This window comes from Neolewinella marina (assembly GCF_002631205.1).
Classification (GTDB): Bacteria; Bacteroidota; Bacteroidia; order Chitinophagales; family Saprospiraceae; genus Neolewinella; species Neolewinella marina.
Genome location: NZ_PDLO01000005.1, coordinates 53,028 through 74,459, shown reverse-complemented (window position 1 = coordinate 74,459; position 21,432 = coordinate 53,028). Strand labels below are relative to the sequence as shown.

The 21,432-nt window shown below is 63.5% G+C and carries 16 protein-coding genes and 2 tRNA genes; 10 read left to right on the top strand and 8 right to left on the bottom strand.

Annotated elements, in window-relative coordinates; all coding sequences use genetic code 11:
• Position 1: 1 nt before the first annotated feature.
• From CGL56_RS12580 to CGL56_RS12570, 3 genes are all read left to right on the top strand, one after another.
• Positions 2–916 carry a sugar phosphate isomerase/epimerase family protein gene (locus tag CGL56_RS12580; protein WP_099106918.1) on the top strand — a complete coding sequence of 305 codons (915 nt, stop codon included), beginning with the start codon at positions 2–4 and terminating at the stop codon, positions 914–916.
• Between the two features lie 113 nt (positions 917–1,029).
• Positions 1,030–2,469, top strand: a complete 1,440-nt coding sequence (rlmD, locus tag CGL56_RS12575) for a 23S rRNA (uracil(1939)-C(5))-methyltransferase RlmD (protein WP_099106917.1) — start codon at positions 1,030–1,032, stop codon at positions 2,467–2,469.
• 36 nt (positions 2,470–2,505) lie between these two features.
• Complete coding sequence (locus CGL56_RS12570; protein ID WP_099106916.1) at positions 2,506–3,084, top strand: Crp/Fnr family transcriptional regulator; 579 nt, start codon at positions 2,506–2,508, stop codon at positions 3,082–3,084.
• 157 nt (positions 3,085–3,241) lie between these two features.
• Here CGL56_RS12570 and CGL56_RS12565 read toward each other — a convergent pair whose 3' ends face one another.
• Positions 3,242–4,390 carry a M23 family metallopeptidase gene (locus tag CGL56_RS12565; RefSeq protein ID WP_099106915.1) on the bottom strand — a complete coding sequence of 383 codons (1,149 nt, stop codon included), beginning with the start codon at positions 4,388–4,390 and terminating at the stop codon, positions 3,242–3,244.
• Positions 4,391–4,498: 108 nt separating this feature from the next.
• Here CGL56_RS12565 and CGL56_RS12560 point away from each other — a divergent pair, with 108 nt between their 5' ends.
• Positions 4,499–4,960: a (2Fe-2S)-binding protein gene (locus CGL56_RS12560; RefSeq protein ID WP_099106914.1), complete on the top strand. Its 462-nt coding sequence runs from the start codon at positions 4,499–4,501 to the stop codon at positions 4,958–4,960.
• Between the two features lies 1 nt (position 4,961).
• On the top strand, positions 4,962–7,160 hold the full coding sequence (locus CGL56_RS12555; RefSeq protein ID WP_099106913.1) for a molybdopterin cofactor-binding domain-containing protein: 2,199 nt from the start codon (positions 4,962–4,964) through the stop codon (positions 7,158–7,160).
• 86 nt (positions 7,161–7,246) lie between these two features.
• Here CGL56_RS12555 and CGL56_RS18090 read toward each other — a convergent pair whose 3' ends face one another.
• Entirely contained in the window at positions 7,247–8,896 is a 1,650-nt protein-coding gene (locus CGL56_RS18090; RefSeq protein WP_143470709.1) for a M43 family zinc metalloprotease, read from the bottom strand.
• Between the two features lie 196 nt (positions 8,897–9,092).
• Here CGL56_RS18090 and CGL56_RS12545 point away from each other — a divergent pair, with 196 nt between their 5' ends.
• Positions 9,093–9,944: a histidinol-phosphatase gene (locus tag CGL56_RS12545; protein WP_099106912.1), complete on the top strand. Its 852-nt coding sequence runs from the start codon at positions 9,093–9,095 to the stop codon at positions 9,942–9,944.
• A 258-nt stretch (positions 9,945–10,202) separates the two neighbouring features.
• Here CGL56_RS12545 and CGL56_RS12540 read toward each other — a convergent pair.
• From CGL56_RS12540 to CGL56_RS12530, 3 genes are all read right to left on the bottom strand, one after another.
• A tRNA-Glu gene (locus CGL56_RS12540) sits at positions 10,203–10,274 on the bottom strand.
• An 84-nt stretch (positions 10,275–10,358) separates the two neighbouring features.
• Positions 10,359–10,430 (bottom strand) — tRNA-Glu (locus CGL56_RS12535).
• A 126-nt stretch (positions 10,431–10,556) separates the two neighbouring features.
• Positions 10,557–11,279, bottom strand: coding sequence for a hypothetical protein (locus tag CGL56_RS12530; RefSeq protein ID WP_099106911.1), 723 nt, complete (start codon positions 11,277–11,279; stop codon positions 10,557–10,559).
• A 91-nt stretch (positions 11,280–11,370) separates the two neighbouring features.
• Between CGL56_RS12530 and nhaD the strand changes: the two genes are divergently transcribed.
• Positions 11,371–12,795 carry a sodium:proton antiporter NhaD gene (nhaD, locus tag CGL56_RS12525; RefSeq protein ID WP_099106910.1) on the top strand — a complete coding sequence of 475 codons (1,425 nt, stop codon included), beginning with the start codon at positions 11,371–11,373 and terminating at the stop codon, positions 12,793–12,795.
• A complete protein-coding gene (locus tag CGL56_RS12520) occupies positions 12,795–13,193 on the top strand; it encodes a lipocalin-like domain-containing protein (protein WP_099106909.1) in 399 nt (132 codons plus the stop codon). Before nhaD ends, CGL56_RS12520 begins: the two co-directional genes overlap by 1 nt.
• Here the strand turns inward: CGL56_RS12520 and CGL56_RS12515 are convergent.
• Entirely contained in the window at positions 13,161–14,405 is a 1,245-nt protein-coding gene (locus CGL56_RS12515) for an S-adenosylmethionine:tRNA ribosyltransferase-isomerase (RefSeq protein ID WP_099106908.1), read from the bottom strand. The genes CGL56_RS12520 and CGL56_RS12515 overlap by 33 nt on opposite strands.
• A gap of 163 nt (positions 14,406–14,568) precedes the next feature.
• Between CGL56_RS12515 and sppA the strand changes: the two genes are divergently transcribed.
• Both sppA and CGL56_RS12505 read left to right on the top strand, forming a co-directional pair.
• Positions 14,569–16,347 carry a signal peptide peptidase SppA gene (gene sppA / locus CGL56_RS12510; RefSeq protein WP_099106907.1) on the top strand — a complete coding sequence of 593 codons (1,779 nt, stop codon included), beginning with the start codon at positions 14,569–14,571 and terminating at the stop codon, positions 16,345–16,347.
• 195 nt (positions 16,348–16,542) lie between these two features.
• Complete coding sequence (locus tag CGL56_RS12505; protein WP_099106906.1) at positions 16,543–17,901, top strand: Gfo/Idh/MocA family protein; 1,359 nt, start codon at positions 16,543–16,545, stop codon at positions 17,899–17,901.
• 2 nt (positions 17,902–17,903) lie between these two features.
• On the opposite strand, the gene CGL56_RS12500 is transcribed toward CGL56_RS12505, so the two are convergent.
• Together CGL56_RS12500 and lnt are read right to left on the bottom strand one after the other, a co-directional pair.
• A complete protein-coding gene (locus CGL56_RS12500) occupies positions 17,904–19,664 on the bottom strand; it encodes a BamA/TamA family outer membrane protein (protein WP_099106905.1) in 1,761 nt (586 codons plus the stop codon).
• The gene (gene lnt / locus CGL56_RS12495; RefSeq protein WP_099106904.1) at positions 19,664–21,427 is read right to left on the bottom strand and encodes an apolipoprotein N-acyltransferase; all 1,764 of its coding nucleotides are present in this window, start codon (positions 21,425–21,427) and stop codon (positions 19,664–19,666) included. The genes CGL56_RS12500 and lnt overlap by 1 nt, the downstream gene beginning before the upstream one ends.
• Positions 21,428–21,432: the final 5 nt, after the last annotated feature.

Genomic DNA, 21,432 nt, shown 5'->3' with positions numbered 1-21,432 from the left:
TATGCAACTGGGTTTTGTAACCGCCATCCTGCCCGATTATACCCTCGAAGAAGTACTGCGCACCGCCGCCGATATCGGCTACGATTGCGTGGAAGCCATGTGCTGGCCCCCGGGCAAGGCCGAGCGCCGCTACGCCGGCGTCACCCACGTCGACGTGTCCCGCCTGGATGAAGCAGGCATCGCCGAGGTCCGGGCCCTTCAGGAGAAGTACGGGGTGTTCATCTCCTCCCTGGGCTATTACCCCAACCCCCTGGGCGGAGCCCCCGAAAGCCGGCAGGCCGCCGTGGACCACCTCCACCGCCTCATTGACGCCAGTGCGGCCCTGGGGATCAATACCGTTACGACCTTCGTGGGCCGCGACAAGGACCGCACCATCGAAGCCCAGTGGGACGACTTCCTGGCCACCTGGCGCCCCCTGGTGGACCACGCCGCCGAAAAGGACGTCCGCATCGGCATCGAAAACTGCCCGATGCGCTTCACGGCCGACGAATGGCCCGGCGGCAACAACCTCGCCGTCAGCCCGGCCGTTTGGGAGCGGATGTGGACCGATATCCCCAGCCCGGCCTGGGGACTCAATTACGACCCGAGCCACCTGGTGCTGATGCAGATGGACTACACCCGGCCGTTCCGCGACTACCCCGAGCGCATGGTGCACGTCCACGCAAAGGACCTGCGCATCGACCGCGACAAACTGGACCGCCACGGGGTATTCTCCCACCCTGGGCAGTGGCACACCCCGAAACTGCCCGGCCTGGGCGACGTGGACTGGGGCCAGTTTTTCGGTCACCTCACCGACGCCGGCTACCACGGGCCCGTCTGCGTGGAAGTGGAGGACCGGGCCTACGAAGGCAGTGAGGAACTGCGGCTGCGCTCCCTGCGGCAGAGCCACGATTACCTGCGGCAGTTCATTGTTTAGGGAATGCTGCGGGAGGGCGTACCTTTGCCCGCCCAAAAACCCATCCTCCCCGTCCGGCACGCGGGTGGTGCGCCTTCCGGCGGGTGGCAGTGCCCCTTACCAACCCTTCCCCTATGGCACGTCGCAGAAAGAACCGTTTCCCCGCCCGCATTGATCAGGTCACCATCACCGGCCTGGCCGATAAGGGATTCTGCGTGGGCAAAACCGAGGAGGGGCTCACCGTCTTCGTGGAAGACGTGGCCCCGGGCGACGTGGTGGACGTCCGCCCTTTCCGGAAAAAGAAAAAGGTGCTGTTCGCCGCCCCCCTCCACTTTCACCAGCGGAGCAGTGAACGGGTGGAACCCTTCTGCCAGCACTTTGGGGTATGCGGCGGGTGCAAATGGCAACACTTCGCCTATGCGGGCCAGCTGCGGGAGAAGGAGCGGATGGTGCACGACGCCTTCCGCCGCCTGGGCAAGGTAGAGGTGAAGGAGTGGGAGCCCATCCTCGGCAGCGAGGACATCCGCTTCTACCGCAACAAGCTGGAATTCGGCTGCGCCAACCGCCGCTGGCTGACCACGGAAGAGATCGGTACCGACATCGACAACGAGGAGCCCGTGATCGGCTTCCACAAGGCCGGGGCCTACGACAAGCTCATCCAGATCGAGGAATGCCACCTCCAGCACGGGCCCAGCAACGAACTGAGGAACGGCTTGCGGGCTCTGGCCACCGAGCTCGCAGTGCCCTTCTTCGACATGCGCGAACGCCACGGCCTGCTCCGACAGATGATGGTCCGCACCACCACCACCGACGAGTGCATGGTAGTGATCGCCTTCTTCTCCGACGACCAACCCACCATCCGCCGCTTCCTCGACGCGGCCCTGGAGCGCTTCGGCAGCGAGATCACTAGCCTGTTCTACTGCATCAATCCGAAGGTGAACGAATACCTCATGGACCTGGAAATGGTCCACTACGCGGGGCAGGAGTACATCACCGAACGGCTGGACCACGTGGCTTTCCGCATCGGGCCCAAGTCGTTTTTCCAGACCAACACCCGCCAGGCCGAGCGCCTCTACGCCATCGCCCGCGACTTCGCCGGCCTGACCGGGGAGGAGAACGTTTACGACCTCTATACCGGCCTGGGGTCCATCGCTTTGTACGTGGCCGATCGCTGCCGCAAGGTGGTCGGAATCGAGGAAATTGCCGCCGCCATCGACGATGCCCGCGAAAACGCCCGACTGAATAATGTCGGTAATGCGACCTTCTACGCCGGCCAGGTGCAGGACATCCTTACCGACGCCTTCGCCGCCGACCATGGCAAGCCCGACGTGCTCATCACCGACCCGCCCCGGGCCGGTATGCACCCCAAAGTGGTGAATATGCTGCTGGAGATGGAAGTACCCCGGATTGTATACGTGAGCTGCAACCCCGCCACCCAGGCCCGTGACCTGGCCCTGCTGGATGAGCGCTACGAGATCCTGCGGGCCCGCCCGGTGGATATGTTCCCCCATACCAGCCACGTGGAGAATGTGGTGTTGCTGTCATTGCGTAACTTGGATGCCGTTAAAGGCTAGGTCCAGCTATCGCTGGACAGATTAGGAGACACTCACATGCAATCGGAATCCCTCAGACCGATCGTCGATACCCTGGTACGCAATGGGGTTGACCCGGCATCCGCAGATAAGTTCGTCAGTTTTTGCGGCCAGCAGAGCTACCCGGCAAAGACCACCATTTTCGGCGAGGGCGACAACCTGCCCCCGATCCTCTTCGTGCTGTCGGGCTACCTGAGGTTGTACGTCACCGACGAGGAAGGCAACATCTCTACCCGCCTGGTGGCTGGGCCGGGGGAGTTCGTGGCCTGCGTCTACGCCACCCTCTACGATCAGTTGTCCCATTTCACCTGTGAATGCATCACGGATTGCCGGGTCGGCGTCATCGACCAACACGTGATGCGGGAAATCAAACAAAAAGACAAAAACCGCCTCCTGATGCAGGGCCTGTTCATCAGCCGGCTCATCGAAATGATGCAGGAAAAATCCCTGATGCTCCCCCTCAAGGCGACGGACCGGTACCTCTTTTTTAGGGAACGGTACCCGGAGCTGATTAAGCGGATCCCCTCCGGAATCGTAGCCAACTACATCGGGGTAAGGCCCCAATCCCTCAGCAGAATCAAACAAACTTTGAAATAAATGTCCCTTTTCGACCCTTTTTTAACCAATGTGAACTAACTATCAAAGAATATCCCCGTTCTTTGCGTTAGATTTTATAGGCTACATTTTGACACTTTGAACAAATCTCGGTTTTATACTTGTACGCCCATCCCCACCGGGGGTGGGCGTATTTTTTTTAGTCAAAGTTCACGTAGCCCGTTTCTCCCGCCACGGTAACCACCCGGTGGAAGGCCCCCGTCGTCGCCACTTCCGTAATTGATTCACCGCCATCGAGTTGCCGGATCACCGTCCCGTTGCGGGAGGGGGTAAGGCGCAGGTAGTGGGTACCCCGCCGGGGCACCTCAGTGACCGTGCCGGGTAATCTGCGGGGATCAGCGGGTGAAGCATCCGACGGTCCGAGGTAGGGGAAAGGGTCGTAAGCGCCGTTCCCGTAGATCCCGAAGTGGAGGTGGGGTGGGGTAGTGCGGGCGTTGCCAGTGTTGCCTACCCGCGCGATGGTGTCACCCCGGCTTACGCGCTGCCCGCGGCGGACCAGTTGGGTGTCGAGGTGGGCGTAATAATAGTTGAGGCGCCGGTCCCGGTCCCGCAGCCAGATGGTCTTGCCCCCCAGTCCGCCGTCCTGCACCCGCGCTACCCGCCCCTTGGCTGCCGCCACCACGGGGGTGCCCCGGGGAGCGAAAATGTCGTTCCCTTCGTGGCGCCGCCGCCCCCCGTCGCGGCGGTCGCCCCAGAAACTGCCAATGTTGTCCGCGTCGCGGCCCGCCACCGGAAACAGGAGGGCGGGCTCACTCTCCAGGGTCAGGGTAAAGGGTTCGGTAGCCTTGGGAAGCGACTGCACCACCAGGAGGAGATCTTCCGCTGCGGGGCCGGCGGTTTCGTAGGACAGGTAGCCGGAAAGCGTATCCCAACCGGCGAGCCAATGGGGTTCTTCCGCGGGAGGCATTCGGAACAGTTCTCCGAAGGGTATGCCGCCTTCGGTGCGGACGGTGAGTCTTCTTCCGGGCGGCAGGCGCAGGTGCAGTGCATGGGCGGAAAGGCCCGGGTCCCCGGTGGCCCGGAAGACTTCCCGGTGGGGTAATTCAATCCTTAAGGTATCCCGGAAGACGCGCTGGTAAGCGGAGTCCCACCGGGCCAGGGTAGCTGAGTCGAAGGGCCGGCTGCGGAGAAAGGCCTCCCGGGGACTGGCCTCCGTAAAGGTGCGTTCCACCCAGAATTCCAGCTGCTCCCGCAGGCGGGAGCAGCCGCCACTGAGGTATAACAGCAGCAGGAGGAGGGGCAGCAGCAAGCGCCAGAGGGAACGGGTGTGGTGGCGGGTGGCGGGCATTGATAGTGGTTGAACAAGACACGCCGCCCCCCGGATCGGTGCCCGGTGGTGAGCGGAAGACAGGCTGCTATTTTTCCCTTACCTTTAATCGGTTACAAAATCTCTATCATGGCAACTTTCAACCTTACCGTCAACGGGCAGACCCGCACCGTGGAAGCCGAGCCCGAAATGCCCCTGCTGTGGGTACTTCGCGATGAACTCGGACTGGTCGGAACCAAGTACGGCTGCGGCATCGCGGCCTGTGGTGCCTGCACCGTCCACGTGGATGGCGCGGCGATGCGTTCCTGCTCCTTGCCGGTGGGTCAGATCGACGGACAGTCCATCACCACCATCGAAGGCCTCAGCGCCGACGGTGACCACCCCGTACAGCTGGCCTGGCTGGAGCACGACGTCCCCCAGTGCGGTTACTGTCAGGCGGGACAGATCATGAGCGCCGCCGCCCTGCTGGACGGAATTCCCAACCCCGACGACGCGGAGATCCGCGCCGGGATGAGCGGCAACATCTGTCGCTGCGGTACCTATACCCGTATCCACGCCGCGGTGAAATCCGCCGCCCAAAAATTAAGCTAAGATGTCCCGGAATAAACCCTCCCGCCGCTCCTTCCTGAAAGTCTCCGCCGCCGCCGGTGGTGGTATGCTGCTCGGTTTCAGCTGGCTGACCTCCTGCGAGAACGAAAAGGCCCGCAAGGCCAGCCCGGAACTGCAGATGCCCGAGAAATGGGTCACCGTTAATGCCTTCCTCAAGATCGGCGACAACGGGGTAGTGACCATCATGTCGCCCAACCCGGAGATCGGCCAGAACGTCAAGACCTCCATGCCCATGCTGGTGGCCGAGGAGCTGGACGTCGACTGGAAGAACGTAGTGGTGGAACAGGCCGGCCTGGATACCGACAACTACCAGCGGCAACTCGCCGGCGGCAGCCAGTCCATCCGCCACGGCTGGGAGCCCCTCCGCAAGACCGGCGCCACGGCCCGCTACCTGCTGCTGCAGGCCGCGGCCCAGCAGCTGGACGTGGACGCGGCCAGCCTGCGCACCGAAAACGGAGTGATCTACCACGACGACAGCGACCGCAAGGTCGGCTACGGCGAAGTGGCCTCCCTGGCCGCCACCCTGCCCCTGCCCGAGGAAGTCACCCTGAAGGATCCCGCCGACTTCAAGATCATCGGCCACGCCACCAAGAACGTGGACGCCCGCAAGATCGTCACCGGACAGCCCCTCTTCGGCCTCGACCTGCAACGGGAGGGGATGAAGTACGCCGCCATCGTTCACCCCCCGGCCTTTGGTATGAAACTGAAGTCGGTCGATGACGCCGCCGTGCGCGCCCTGCCCGGCATCCACGACGTAGTGACCATCAACGCCGCCCCCGAAGGGGTGGAACTGCAGTGGTCCGACGTCAACGCCTTCCCCCAACTCGTGGCCGTGGTCGGCGACAACTCCTGGCGGGTACTCGACGCCAAGAAGAAACTCAACATCGAATGGGAGCAGACCAGCCCCCCGGAATCCACGGCCGACCAACAGGAGAGCATGCGCTTGGCACTGATGGACGGCAAGGCGGAGGAGGCGCGCCGCGACGGCAACCCGGAAGCGGCCTTTGCCCGGGCGGCTACCATCATAGACCGAACCTATTCGGCGCCCTTCCTGCCCCACAACACGATGGAACCGATGAATTTCTTCGCCCACGTCACCGACGAGCGCGCCGAACTAGTGGGGCCCATCCAGACGCCGGAATTCCTGCGCAAGACGGTCAGCGCCGTACTCGACATGCCCGAGGACAACATTGACATCATGATGACCCGCATGGGCGGCGGCTTCGGCCGGCGGCTGTACGGCAACTTCGGCGTGGAAGCGGCCCTGATCAGCCGGGCCGCCGGCGGCGTACCCGTGAAGCTGGTCTACAGCCGGGAAGACGACATGACCCAGGGCACCTACCGCCCCGAATACCTGGTGCGCTACCGCGCCGGCCTCGACGAGGAAGGCCGCCTGATCGCCTTCCACGTGCGGGGCACCGGAGCCGGGGAAAGCCCCGTTTTTGCCAACCGCTACCCGGCGGGCACGGTAGACAACTACCTCGCCGAGAACATCTCCACCGAGTCCAACGTATCCACCGGCGCCTGGCGCGCGCCCCGCTCCAACTTCATCGCCGGGGCCGAGCAGGCCTTCCTGGATGAGGTGGCCGAGGCGGCGGGCAAGGATCCCATCGAATTCCGCCTGGAGCTTTTCGACCGCGCCATCAACGACCCGGTCGGGGAAGACAACGACTACGACCCCGAGCGCTACGCCGGCGTGCTGAAGCTGGTCCGCGACAAGTCCGGCTGGAAAACGGGCAACGACCCCCGGGGGGTTGCCGCCTACTACTGCCACAACTCCTACGTGGCCCAGGTGCTGGAGGCCCGGCTGGAAGCGGGTGAGCCACGGGTGAACGAGGTCCACTGCGCCGTAGACTGCGGCATTGTCGTCAACCCGGAAGGTGCCCACAACCAGATCGAGGGAGGCATCATCGATGGGGTCGGCCACGCCCTCTTCGGTGCGCTTACCTTCACGGATGGAAAGCCCGACCAGCAGAACTTCGATACCTATCGCCTGATCCGCCACATCGAGGCGCCCCGGGCCATCCACACCCACTTCGTGGAAAGCGATACCGCCCCCACCGGTCTCGGAGAGCCCTCCCTGCCCCCGGTGATCGGTGCCCTGGCCAACGCCATCTACCGGGTGACCGGCGAGCGGGTCTACGACCAGCCTTTCGTCCAGCGCCGTGAACTCCGCGGATAGGAAGACTTTTCGCCTTGCCGACAATAAGAAAGCCCGGTGGTGCAGCTGCACCACCGGGCTTTTCGGTTGAGGGAATTTGCCTCAGCCTACTGTTTTACCAGTTTAGTGCTGACGGAATATCCCTCGGCGTTCCGGACGTTGATCAGGTAAACGCCGGCGCTCAGGTCAGAGACGTCGAGGTCGGTACGGCCCTGGTCGGTGACCGTCAGCTGGCGGAGCACGCGGCCCGTCAGGTCCCGCAGTTGCACCTCCACCGCTTGCGACTGGGTTTCCACCAGGGTGGCCGGAGTGAGGAGGGTAGCGGCGGGGTTGAGGTCCCAGGTGACCGTTACGGTGCCCCGGGCGCTCGGGTTGGGGTAGACGCTCAGTTCCCGGGTCAGGCTGCTGGCGGTGAGGCGGGCACTGGCGTTCGCTTCGGCGAAGGCGGAAACTACTCCGTTGGCGCAGTTCGAGCGCACCTTCCAGGTGTAGGACCGGCTCTTGTCGGTGCTTACCGTGGCAGAGGTCCCGTTGATGGTGCCCGAAGCGTAGAGTACACCGTTTTCGTATACCTCCACGTAGTAGCTCAGTGCTTCGGTGGCGGCGGTCCAGGACATGGTCAGTTCGCGGCCTCCCTTTCCACTGCGGCTTGTCAGGCCGGTGGGGGGCAGGCATTCACCGGCCGGCGGGGCACAGGCGGCGTAGGCCGAGCAATCGGGGTCTTCACAGTCGGTGAGCCCGTCGCCATCATCGTCGATGCCGTTGTCGCAGATCTCCTGGGGGGTGGGGGGCGGAGGGGTGCCGTCGCAGGCGGCCGACAGCAGTTCCGGGCGGGAGGCGTTCACGGCAGCCCACATGCGGTCCTTCTGTCCAATGGTGAAGAGGTTCATACAACCGTCGTCGGAGTAGTCCATATAATTCTGGAACATGTCGGGCAGGTCCTCCGTCGATCCCTTCTTGCCGCGGGGGGAGCAGCTGTTCGGGCCGGGGTAGGTGCAGGCCCCACCGGTGTAGTTGGGGCCGCCGGCCAGGGGGGTATCCTCGACGAAATCGTCCACGTTACAGCCGCCGTCGCCCCAGATGTGGCGCAGGTTCAGCCAGTGGCCCACTTCGTGGGTGGCCGTCCGGCCAAGGTTGAAGGGAGCCGTAGCGGTTCCGGTGGTGCCTACGTAGCGGTAGTCCAGTACCACGCCGTCGGTGGCCTCGGCGCCGCCGGGGAACTGGGCGTAACCCAGGATGCCACCGCCGATCTCGCAGATCCAGATGTTCAGCGCCTGGCGGGGGGTGATGGCGTCAGAGCCTCCGGTGCTGGAGGATTTCACGTCGTCGTTGGTGCCGAAGCTGGACCGGGTGGTGGACTTGCGGATGACGTTGGTCAGGCAGAATTCGATTTCGGTGTCGGCCGCCACGTCCGCGAAGTCCGCCGGCGTGTTGGTACGGTCGCCGTTGAGGCGGCGGAAGTCGTCGTTCAGCACGGTGATCTGGCTGGCGATCTGGGCGTCGGAGATGTTTTCGGTGCTGTTTTCGTACACCACGTGGACAATCACCGGGATGGTCAGAACGCCCCCCGCCATGGCCTTGGCCCGTACGGGATCGTAGTTTTCGGTGAACCGCTCGAGTTGCTGCAGTTGCAGCTCACGGGCGGGGTTCTGCCGGATCTGTTCTTCGAGGTACTCCATCGATCCACAGTTCCGCTGGGCGGAAGCAATGGTGGAAGCGGCAAAACAAAGCAAAAGGAGTAGATGTCTGATCTTCATACAGGGCTTTTAAGTTGGTGGATTTGCACATCGCGAATTCACAATGTACGGTCTGAATTCCGTCGCACGGGTTCAGGCTGGCGGTTTTTACGTCGCAGGGCAGCGTTTATGAAATATAAATTAACCTTGATAGCCGAACGCGGAACTAAAATTGGCATTGCCCTATAGCCTTTTGTTAACCTCTCTTTTCTGACCCATGACAACCAACCACCACGCCCATACCCGCTTCAGCGATGGCATCGGGGAGCCGCTCGACTACGTACGGGAAGCCGTCCAACAGGGCGTCTCCGCCTATACCTTCAGTGACCACGCGCCGATCCCCCTGGCGGCGGCCGGGTGTATGCTGATGGAGGATCTGGCTGACTACAGTTCCGTCATCGCCGGCCTGCAGCGGGAGTACGCCGGTCGCATTCAACTGTACAAAAGCCTGGAAGTAGATTACATCCCCGGGGTGATGAACGTGAACAGCCCCCACATCCGGGCGGCCGGGCTGGACTTTACGGTAGGAGCGGTGCATTACGTGGACTACCTGCCCGACGGGACGCCCTGGAGCTTTCAGCGGCCGGAGCCCGTCTTCGCCGAGGGGATCCGCACGATATTCGGCGGCGACGCCCGCAGGATGGTGGAGCGGTACTATGGCCTGGTGCGGGAGATGGTGGCCACCCATCCGCCGGACATCGTGGCCCACCTGGACCGCATCAAGAAGCGGAACGTGGGGGAAGCCTACTGGAGCGAGCGGGAACCCTGGTACGAGCGGGCCGTGGAGGAAACCCTCGAAGCCATACAGGGAGCGGGCTGCATCCTGGAAGTGAATACCCGCGGCCTGTACCTGGGGGAGTGGGAGGATACTTACCCGAGCGGGTGGATCGTGGAGCGGGCCCTGCGCCGGGGCATCCGCCTGCAGGTCAATTCCGATGCCCACCGGCCGGAGCATATCACCGGGGGATTTGCCAAGACCTACGCGGCCCTGCAGCAAATCGGGGCGGGCGAAGTGTGGATATACGGATCCCACGGCTTCCGGCCGATACCTTTGCCGGAATGGGACTAGGAGGATTTACAATTTACCAGGTACCATTTACAATGTGCGATTTGCGGTCGTGGGAGGTGGCTCCGGGGCGACGGCTAAATGGTAAATCCTTAAAATCGTAGTGGAGAGGATCCCGGTAGAGCGCCGAAAGGCGCTGGGGGGAGGGGATTTACAATTTACCAGGTACCATTTACAAAGTGCGATTTGCGGTCGCGGGAGGTAGCTCCGGGATGGACGGCAAAATGGTAAGTGGTAAATCCGTAAATGGTAAATTACTAGTAGCCCGTAGGGGAATCGAACCCCTCTTACCAGGATGAAAACCTGGCGTCCTAACCGATAGACGAACGGGCCGGAAAAGTTGCCGATTGCGGGATGCCACTTAAGCGACCTCGGGGGCCGGCGGTGCATCCGCAGAAGGTAAACAATAGATCAAAGTAGCCCGTAGGGGAATCGAACCCCTCTTACCAGGATGAAAACCTGGCGTCCTAGCCGATAGACGAACGGGCCATAAAGGTTTGCAATTGACCGACGTAAGGGGAAGCCCTGCGTGCGGTTATACCGGCGTTCCGGCTTTTGCGGTGGCAAAGATACTTAGTCGCGGGAAAATCCCAAGAAATTTCACAGAAAAATCAATCAAGACCCTTCTCCCTGCGGTGATTCCCGGCGGCCCAGGGTGCTGCGCAGCCGTTCCAGCCGCTCCCGGAGGGCTTCGGCCTGCTCGGTTTTGCTGCTGCCGGAGGCGCTGTTGCTCAGTTCCACGATGGTATCCAATTGGATGCTGTCCTGCTCGATGCTGAAGCGGGTTTCCTCCACTACGGCTTCGTCGTCGAAGTTGGTGCGCCGCAGTTCCCGCAGTTCGCGGCGGCGGGCGGCCATGCTTTCCACCAGCCGGTGGCGGTCGAGCAGCTCCCGCAGCCGGGCGGCGCATTCGGAGAAGAAGCTGGCCTTGGCGTGGCGGAGGCTGAACTCGGCTTCCAGTTCCTTGATGATGGCCTGGGCCTTGGCTACCTCGGCTTCGTCCGCGCCGGGATTGCGGGCGAGGTCGTCCCTCAGGGTGGCAATGCTTTTAAGGATGCGCTCCCCTTCGTCGCGGAAATTCTCCTCCCGGCGGCGGCAGTCGGCCAGCCGTTCCGATACACGGCGGGCGAAATCGGATTCGTCCCCGTCGGCTCCGCCCCGGCGGCGGAAGAGGGTAGTGACTTGTTGGCCCAGTAGGAAGAAACCGATGGTGACCCCGATGGCGAAGGCCATAAATGCCATGGGCGGATAAATTCGGAGCAGTAAAAGCAAGCCCAGGAGCATCGCTCCGCCCAGGAGCAGCAGGCGCGTCAGGTCATTCCCTTGTTCCGGTTTCATGTTCTACAAACTGTTTTTCGGGGGTGGTAGTTGTGTACTATTCGTATAATTGCCCGCAGGAGAGAACATCCTACCGTAAAGTACCCCCACCATGATCGCAGCAGTAGTCGCCTGTTTTGTCATCGGTTACATCGTAATCGTCTTCGAACATCCCCTCCGCCTTGACAAAACGGTTCCCGCCCTGCTGATGGGTGCCATCTGCTGGGCCCTGCTCAGCCTTGGCTTCAACGCCGGCGCTCTCGACATCGTCAATACCGAAGGGGAGGTCTTCAGCATGTTTAACAGCATCAGTGGGGACGCCATGGAGGTGGGCCACGCCGGAGCCCACGAGGAAGCGGAGGAAGGATTCGTAGGGGCCCTGCTGCACCACCTCGGTAAAACCGCTGAGATCCTCATCTTCCTGATTGGCGCCATGACCATCGTGGAGATCGTCGACCTCCACAGGGGCTTCGACATCCTTAAAGGCTGGGTGAAAACCCGCTCCAAGCGCCGCCTGCTGTGGATCGTCGGCGGACTGGGTTTCATCCTCTCGGCCATCATCGACAACCTGACCGCCACCATCGTACTGGTTACCCTGCTGCGGAAGCTGGTGCCGGACCGCGAGCAACGCATCTGGTACGTAGCCCTCATCGTGATCGCCGCCAACGCCGGCGGCGCCTGGTCGCCCATCGGCGACGTGACGACCACCATGCTGTGGATCGGCAAGCGGGTGAGTACGGCCGGACTGATGGAGTTCCTCATCGTGCCCTCGCTGATTTGCTTTGTACTGCCGTTCGCCGTGGCCAGCTTCATGAAACCCTTCCAGGGTGAGATCAACATGGTGGAGCTGGACGAAGATGATGAGGAAAAAGGCCGCCTGCTGTCCAGCAAAACGATGCTTTTCCTCGGTCTGGGCATGATCGTTTTCGTCCCCATCTTCAAGACCATCACCCACCTGCCTCCCTACCTGGGTATGATGCTCAGCCTCGGCGTCGTCTGGCTGGTATCGGAGTACATCCACCCCGAGGAAGACTTTACCGAAGAGCGCAAGGTGCAGTACTCGGCCCACAAGGCCCTGAGCCGGATCGAGATGTCTTCCATCCTGTTCTTCCTCGGTATCCTCATGGCCGTTGCCGCCCTGGAAACCGTGGTGGTCAACGGAGTAGGTGCCCTGCGGGCCGTAGCCGAAAGCCTGCGCGCCGTGATCCCCAGTGAGGACGTGGTCATTATCATCCTTGGCTTCCTCTCGGCCATCATCGACAACGTACCGCTGGTTGCCGCCTCTATGGGCATGTACGACCTGCAAAACTACCCCATGGACGCCCGCCTTTGGCACTTCATCGCCTACAGCGCCGGTACCGGCGGCAGTATGCTCATCATCGGTTCCGCCGCCGGCGTGGCTGCGATGGGCATGGAGCGGATCGACTTCATCTGGTACTTCAAGAAAATTGCCTGGCTGGCCCTGATCGGTTTCGCCGCCGGAGCCGTCGCCTTTATCGTAATTGAGTCGATGTTCAACATCGGCGTGACCCACTAATGCCCCCCCTCCGCTTGCTGCGACTGTCCTTTCTCTTCCTGTTATCCCTGCTTTTCCTCCACTGCGAACGGGAAGATGACCTGCTGTACGGCGAATGGCGCGGGAGCCTGGTCACCGAGGACGGCGACAGCCTGAAACTCGACCCCCGGGAGATCACCTTCGACTTCCGCCCCGACAAGCGCTACGAGTTCACCTCCACCCTGCGCTACCAGGAGGCGGGTACGTGGCGGTACGACGATGGCTATCTGTTCGCACAGGATACCACCCAACCCACCAATCCGGAACGGGTGGTGGCCGTGGAGAAGCTGACGCTGGATACCCTCATCCTGCGCATGAAGGCCGACTCAGCCGAGCGGCTCGTTACCTTACTCCGCACCAGCGCCCCGCCGCCACAGTAGGCTGCTGTCGCCGTAGCTCAGAAAACGGAAATCGCCCCCCAGGGCAAAATCGTAGATCCGCCGCCAGTCTTCGCCCACCAGGGAGGCCACCAGCAGCAGCAGGGTAGACCGCGGCTGGTGGAAGTTGGTGATGAGGCCGTCGACCACCCGGGGCCGTACCGCGGGCGTGAGCAGCAGCTGGGTGTAGCCGCTGAAGTTTTCGCGGCCCTCTACCTCCATCCATTGCAGGAGGGCGGCGAGCGCGGGTGCCACGGTGGCCGACGTGAGGCGGGGATCACTGCCCACCCATTGGTCGAGGGAATCTCCCGCCGGGTCTCCAGCCAGCAGGCGAGCGCCGAAGTAGTACAGGCTTTCCAGGCACCGCATGCTGGTGGTACCCACGCTGACCACCGGCCGACCCGCGGCCTTCTGGGCGTGGAGGGCCCTCACCAGTTCCCGGTCGACGCTGAAGTATTCCCGGTGCATGACGTGGTCGCCGAGGGTGTCGGAAGTGACCGGCTTGAAGGTGCCCGCCCCCACGTGGAGGGTGAGGGTGCGGAAGTCGGAGCCCCGCTCACGCAGCCGTTCCATGACTCCGGGGGTAAAGTGTAGTCCCGCGGTGGGGGCGGCTACCGATCCTTCCCGTTCGGCGAAGACCGTCTGGTAGCGGTCGCGGTCCTCCGCTTCCGCCGGGCGGCCCAGGTAGGGGGGCAGGGGGATGGAACCGGCGGCTTCCAGCACCTCACCGAAGCTGAGGGGGCGGTCGGCCTGCCAGGAGAATTCGATGCGGAAGGCGTTATCGAGCCGTTTCCCCCGGCGGGCGGTGAGTCGACAGTCGGTACCGCCCACGTTGACTCGGGCGTCGATCTCGCCGGACTTCCAGCGGCGGTTGCCGCCCACGAGGCACTTCCAGCTCACCCCGGTGGTGCTGCCGAGGCTGAGTGCGTAGTCGGCCGGTTCCAGGGGCTCAAGGCAGAAGATCTCCAGGGGGCGCTCGTCGGCCAGGGTGAAGTGGAGCCGCGCGTGGATGACCCGCGTCTGGTTGCCGATCACCAGGGTGCCCGCGGGGAGGAGGTCGGGCAGGTCCGCGAAGTGGAGGGATTCCATCTCGCCCGCCCGGTAGTGCAGCAGCTTGGCCCGGGCCCGGTCGGGCAGGGGGTAGCGGGCGATGCGTTCGTCGGGCAGGGCGTAGTCGTAATCGTCGATGCGCAGGGCGCGGGCGTCCGGGGTCATGGCCGCAAAGGTAGCAGTAGGGCGACTTTTTGTCGGGGTAGGGGAGCGGGATGGTCGCGCTCCGTCCACTTTATCGGTCCGTTAATCGAAAAGCAACGGGCCGGCCGGGCTCCCTTTCGTTTATTGCAGCATTAACCCCCCGAATAACCTTTAATTCCCTGGTATGCCTAATTTTCTGAAGCTCCTCCTCGGTTCTTGCCTGGGTACCTTGCTGGCCCTCGTGGCGCTCGTCCTCGTGGGCTCGGCCGTTGTGGGCAGCCTGGCCGCCAACAGCCAGGACAAACCGACCGTCGAACAGAACTCCATCCTGACCATCGAGCTGGACGGGCTACCGGAACTTACCGGAAACGTGGCCGAAAGCGACATCTTTGCTTCCCTGAACGGAGAGGAGAAGCTGGGCCTTCACGACATCATCCGGGCCATCGAGCACGCCGCCGAGGACGACGATATCAAGGGAATCTACCTGGGCAAGGAGCCCAGCGGCGTGCCCTTCACCACTCTGCGTACCCTGAGGGAGGCGATCCGCGACTTCAAGGATTCGGGCAAGTTCGTCGTGGCCTACTCCCCCTACTACACCCAGAGCGCCTACTACCTGGGTAGCGTAGCGGACGAAGTCTACCTCGGTCCCCTCGGCGTGGTCGATTTCCGGGGGCTGGGTGCCGACATTCCCTTCTTCAAGAACGCCCTGGACCAGGCCGGCATCAAGTTCGAGATCTTCTACGCCGGCGACTACAAGAGCGCCACCGAGCCCCTGCGCCGCACCGAGATCAGCCCGGAGAACCGCGAACAGACGAAGGAATTTCTGAACGATCTGTTCTCGGTGATGCTGGCCGACATCAGCGATTCCCGCCAGGTATCGACCGCCAGCCTCCACGCCGCCGCCGGCAACATGACCGGCTGGAAGGGAGAGGAAGCCGTCACGGCCGGACTGATTGATGGCATCCGCCACCGCACGGAAATCGACGAGCTGCTGCACGACAAGGTCGGCTTCGAGTACGACGAGAAATTGAACCTCATTGACCTCTCCGATTATTACTCTGCCCGGCTGGAGCGGCTCGACGGAGGCGACGACGAGGTGGCCATCCTGGTGGCCGAGGGCGGCATCGTCGACGGCGACGGCGATCTGGGCAGCATCGGCGACCGGAAGTACGTGAACGAGATCGAAAAACTGGCCGAGGACGACGATGTCCGCGCCGTGGTCCTGCGCGTCAACAGCGGCGGCGGCAGCGCCAGCAGCTCCGAAAACATCTGGTACGCCGTGGAAAAATTGAAGGCGGCCGGCAAACCCGTCGTGGTGAGCATGGGCGACTACGCCGCCAGCGGAGGATACTACATCAGTGCCGCGGCCGACAGCGTATTCGCCGAACCCACCACCATTACCGGTTCCATCGGGGTATTCCTCACCTTCCCGGTGATCCGCGAACTGATGGAAGACAAGATCGGCATCAGCTTCGATACCGTGAATACGGCCGCCAACGCCAACGCCTTCAGCCCCTTCCGTGAAATGGGCGAGGACGAGCGCCGGCTGCTCAACCAGCGCACCCAGGCTATCTATCAGACCTTCCTGAACCGCGTTGCCGAGGGCCGGAATATTCCCGAGGAACGCGTGCGGGAGATCGCCGGTGGCCGCGTCTACTCCGGTACCCGTGCCCTGGAGATCGGACTGGTCGACCGCCTCGGCGGGCTGGAGGAGGCCATCGCTTCGGCCGCCAACCTGGCCGGTATGGAAGACGATTACTCCATCGCCCACTACCCCAAGATGAAGCCCTACTGGGAAACCCTGATCGAGGAACTGATGGGCGAATCCGACGACAACCGCGTAGTGAGCAAGGTGCTCAAGGACCGCCTCGGGGCCAACTCCTACCGCCACTTCGAACTGATCCGCGACCTGACCCAACTGCGGGAACCCCAGGCCCGCTTGCCCCTGGTCGTGACCTTCTGATCACCCGGTAACCCCTGAATAACGAAGCAGGCAGTGCGCACCCGAACGGTCGCCTGCCTGCTTTTCTTTTGGTGACCACCTGGCCGGGCGGGAAGTGGATGCTTCCCCGTCCCTTTCCTTCGTCATTTTCCTATCTTCCGCTTCCCTTTGTCCCGACCGGGGGCGGAGGTCCAGAATCATTAACGAAGAGCTTGCATGACGGACAGAAGAAAATTTTTGCAGACCACCGCAATCGGTAGCATGGGCATACTGCTGGCCCCGGGTGTATCCTTTGGTGCTACGGCCGCGGCCGATAAGGTGAACGTCGGGCTGATCGGCGTCGGATTGCGCGGTACCGGCCACCTGAACAACCTGCTGCGGCGGGACGACGTGAACGTTACCGCCATCTGTGACGTGGACCCCGCGCGGATCACCATTGCCCAAAAGGCCATCGCCGACGCCGGCCGACCGGCGGTGAAGGTGTTCGGCAGCAGCGATTACGACTACCGCAATATGCTGGAGCTGCAAGACCTGGACGCCGTAGTGATCGCCACCCCCTGGCTCTGGCACACCCGCATGGCGGTCGACTCCATGAAGTCGGGCAAGTTCACCGGACTGGAAGTATCGGCCGCCAATACCCTCGAAGAGTGCTGGGACCTGGTGAATACCCATGAGGAAACCGGCAGTCACCTGATGATTCTGGAAAACGTCAACTACCGCCGCGACGTGCTGGCCGTCCTCAACATGGTACGGCAGAACGTTTTCGGCGAGCTGCTTCACTTCCGCTGCGGCTACCAGCACGACCTGCGACACGTGATGTTCAACGACGGGAAAACGGCCTATGGCAAGGGAGCGGAATTCGGCGACAAGGGCATCTCGGAAGCCAAGTGGCGGACGCAGCACTCCCTCTACCGCAACGCCGACGTTTACCCCACCCACGGACTGGGGCCTATTGCCGCCATGACGGACATCAATCGTGGCAACCGCTTCATGTCGCTGACCTCCCACGCTACCAAGGGGGTTGGCCTGCACAAATACATCGTCGATACCGGCGGGAAAGACCACCCCAACGCCAAGCTCAAGTTCAAGCAGGGGGACGTCATCACCTCCACCATTGATACGGCGAACGGAGAAACCATCCTGGTAACTCACAACGTGAATACCCCGCGGCCCTACTCCCTCGATTTCCGGGTGCAGGGCGCCCAGGGGGTAGCCGACTTCGATTACCACACCCAGCGGATCCACGTTGAAGGCACCACCGAAGGCCATGGCTGGGAGGATATGAAGCCCTGGCTCGAGAAGTATGACCACCCCCTGTGGAAGAAGTACGGCGACTACGCCAGCGAGGCCGGACACGGCGGGATCGACTTCTTTGTCCTCAACGCCTTCGTTGAGTCCGCCAAACAGAACGTCGCTCCCCCCATGGACGTCTACGATGCGGCGGCCTGGAGTGCCGTGACGCCGCTGTCGGAAATGTCCATCGAGAACAACGGTGAGCCACAGGATTTCCCGGACTTCACCCGCGGCCGCTGGGTGAGCCGTGAGCCCTATAATTGGATTACCGACGCGTACTGAGCCTAGAATAAACTGACGTACCCCAGGTGCACCTTTGGAGCACCAAGATCGACGGGTACCCCGTTGCGGCGCCCCAGGGCCAGGCTAAGCGCAAACAGCCCGGCCCGGGTGTCGAAGGTGACCCCCGTGCCGAATCCCAGGGGATAATCGGTCGGCAGCCGGGGGCGGGCGGCTGTCCGCGGATTGAGGCGGGCCGCGTCAGCGAAGGCGAACAGATAGGCGCGCTCCCCGAGCAGCAGCCGGAACTCCGCGGTGAGGACCTGGTAATCGGTAGCGAACAGTTGCTGCTCATCGAAGCCCCGCAACAGCCGCGCCCCCCCGATGCGGAACTGCTCGTTGGCCAGCACCGACCGGTTGGTAACCAGGGCCCGCCCCCGGAAGCCCAGGTAGGCGACGGTGCCGGTGAGGGGAGTGAAGTAGTAATCGAGGGCGGCGCCCAGCTGGTACTGGGTACTGCGGGCGGTGAGGCTGTCGGTGGCTTCCCCGGGCGCGAAGTTTACGTCCCGCAACCGCCGGAACCCCGCCGCGGCGCTCACGTCCACCGTATAGCCGTTGCGGGGACTGAAGCGGCGGTCGGTGCGGTTGCGCCGCAACTGGAGGCCGAAGAAGGAGCGGCTCACGCCCAGGGTGTCGGGCAATTGTCCATTCACCAACTTGGCGCTGTCGAGGCCGGGCACCAGGGTGCGCCGCTGCTCCCAGAAGGCCGACAGCCGGTCGTTGCCCTCCCGCAGGTAGGTGGCGGCCAGGTGCCAGCCCAGGTTGAGGAAGGAAGTGTCGCGGCGGTAAAGGTCCAGCTCGCCCTCTACCCCGAAGGGCAGACCGAGCAGGAAAGGGTAATCGACGGCCAGTTGGAGTTCCTGGGTCTGGGGCTTGAGTTGTTCAAAGCGGGCGGCGATGCGTTCGCCCTGTCCGAAGCCGTTGTAGAGTTCGCCGTTGAGTTCGCCGGTGATGAGCAACCGGCCGGTCTGGTTGCTGTTGGGCAGCACGCCGATCACGAAATCGAAGCGGCTGGCGGGCCGGCGGTCCAGGGGCAGGTCGATGTAGGCCAGGCTGTCGCGAAAGCTGACGGTGGGCGTACCGGCTACCGTGAGGTAGGGCAGTTGGGCCAGGCGACTCTTCAGGCGGCGCACCCGCCGCTGACTGTACACTTCGCCGGGCACCAATCCGAGGTAGCGCTCCAGGAATACGCTGCGCACCCTGACGCCTTCGGGGATGCGCACATCACCCACCCGGATCAGGGGGCCGGGGCGCACGTCCAGGGTGGCGGACAGGGCCCCGGGGGCCACCCATTCGATGTCGGTCAGCCCCACCGAGGTAAAGGGATAGCCCTCGGCGGCGGCCCGGGCGATGAGGGTGTCCCGCACCGCGCCCCACCCGCGGGGCGAAAGGGGCTGCCCCCCGGCGAAGCGGCGCGGGCGGTAGCCGGCGCGGCGGGCCCAGCGTTCCACGTCGGGGTCCTCAGGTAGTCGCAGTACGGACCAGCGGTACTCTGGCCCACGATGTAGTACGGCGGTGAGCCGGCCGGGGGCGGTGGGATAGAGGCTGTCGACGGAGGCTTCCCAGCGGGCGCTCTCCAGCTGTTGCTGCTGCCATTCTCCCAGGTAATCGACGATGGCGGCGGAATCGGGAAAGGAGGAGGGCAGCCGGTCGCTGAAGGTGAAATCGGTAGTGTGAACCTTCAAGGTCCAGGCTGGCGGCACCTGCGTCCGCGCCCGGGTGGGCAGCAAAGCAAACAGGACAGCCGTCAGGAGGAGCACGCGCATCAGGGCTGCAACGCTCCGCCGCGCCGCCTTAGCGTACGGGCCAGGTTGGAAAGCAGGGCCATGACGGCCAGCAGGGCGGCTACCCGGGCCAGGATGTCGCCGTAGCGGACGTAGGGCGTCAGGGCATCGTTCAGCGGCAGGGTGCCATTCAGGTAGCCGCGCTCGTCGTAGTAGGTGCGGCTCATGATCTTGCCCCGGGGGTCGATGAAGGCGCAGGCCCCGAGGTTGGCGGAGCGTACCACCGCCCGACGGGTTTCGATGGCGCGGAGGCTGGAGAACCACAGGTGCTGGAGGTGACCGGGGGTGTCGTCCCACCAACCGTCGTTGGTCATGACGAAGGCGGCCTGGGCTCCCTCCCGGACGTAGCCGGTGAAGTACTCGCCGAAAACGCTTTCGTAGCAAATCACCGGGGCCACCGCGGCCGATTCTCCGGTGAAAGGGGTGCGGTCAGTCTGGGTGCCCAGCCCCGCCACGCTGCCGCCGAGGCTGTTCACCAGGGGCTCCAGGAAGAACAGCACCTTGCGGAAGGGAAAACTTTCCGCGCCGGGCACGAAGACGCCCTTGCGGTAGGTCTGTACGTCGCGGTCGGGCAGTTCCACCTGCACGGCCCCGTTCAGGGCTTCCAGGGCGATCTCCCCGCCGCCGGCCGCCGGGTAGTAACGTACGGCGTCGGTGACCGCCTCCCCGGGAGCGAAGCGGTGGTAGGCGCTGACGCCCGTGACGAGGTGGCGGACCCTGTTCGGGGGCAGGTCGCGCAGAAAGGTAGCCAGGGTGGGTTCCGCCAGGGGATCGCCCTCCTCGACGCGGCTGAAGGTCGTCTCGGGGAGGAGGAGATAATCCACGGGACCGTCCACTTCGGCGATCGCCCGGGTGCTCAGGTCGAGCAGTACCCCCAACTGCTCCTCCGCCGAGCCACTGAACTTTTCGTAGTGGGGCTCGAAGTTGGGCTGGATGGCACTGACGGTGATCGAGCCCCCGCCGGCCGGGGTTTCGTAGGTTTGGTACCGCCACAGGGAGGCCGCGATGGGCAGGACGAGGGCCAGCAGAAGGCTGACGGGCACGGGGCGCGGCGGGCGGGAAAGGTAGAAGCGCAGGACCAGCCAGTTGACGACCAGGATCCAAACGGTGCCGCCCAGGACGCCGGTGATCTCGTACCACTGCACTAGGCTGGGGAATTGGGCGAACCCGTTGCCGAGGGTGAGCCAGGGCCAGTTCAGCGACCAGTTGTAGTGGAAGTGCTCAAAGCTCACCCAGGCCGCGATCAGGGCCAGGTAGCTCACCCTTGGGGAAACGCGGCTGGTCCAGTGGAACAGCAGCCAGGGTATGCACATCAGCAGGCTGTTGACGGTGACGGCGAACAGTCCGGCAAAGAAGGCGGTATTGGTCACCCAGAAGGTGGCTATGATGTTGTAGAGCAGGAAGGCATTGTAGCCGTGCCAGAACACCGTCCGCGTACTTTCGGTCTCCCGCTGCAGCAACAGCAGGGGCACCCAGGCTACGAAAAGCAGGACGGGGGCGGGCAGGTAGCCCGGGAAGCCGAGGCCGAGCAGCAGGCCCGTGGCCGTAGAGAGCAGCAGGCGGCGGCGCGCGGGTGCCGTGGCCGACCGGCTGGCCACCAACACCGTACCGGCCCAGGTCAGGAGGTACAGCAGCAGGGGAAGGTACCCCCAGAGCTCCTCGCTGGCGGCGCGGGTGTACATCAGCCAGGCCGTAAGGGCCGCAAGCACAAAACAGCCGATGGCGTAGGGTAGACGATTCCGCATGGCGG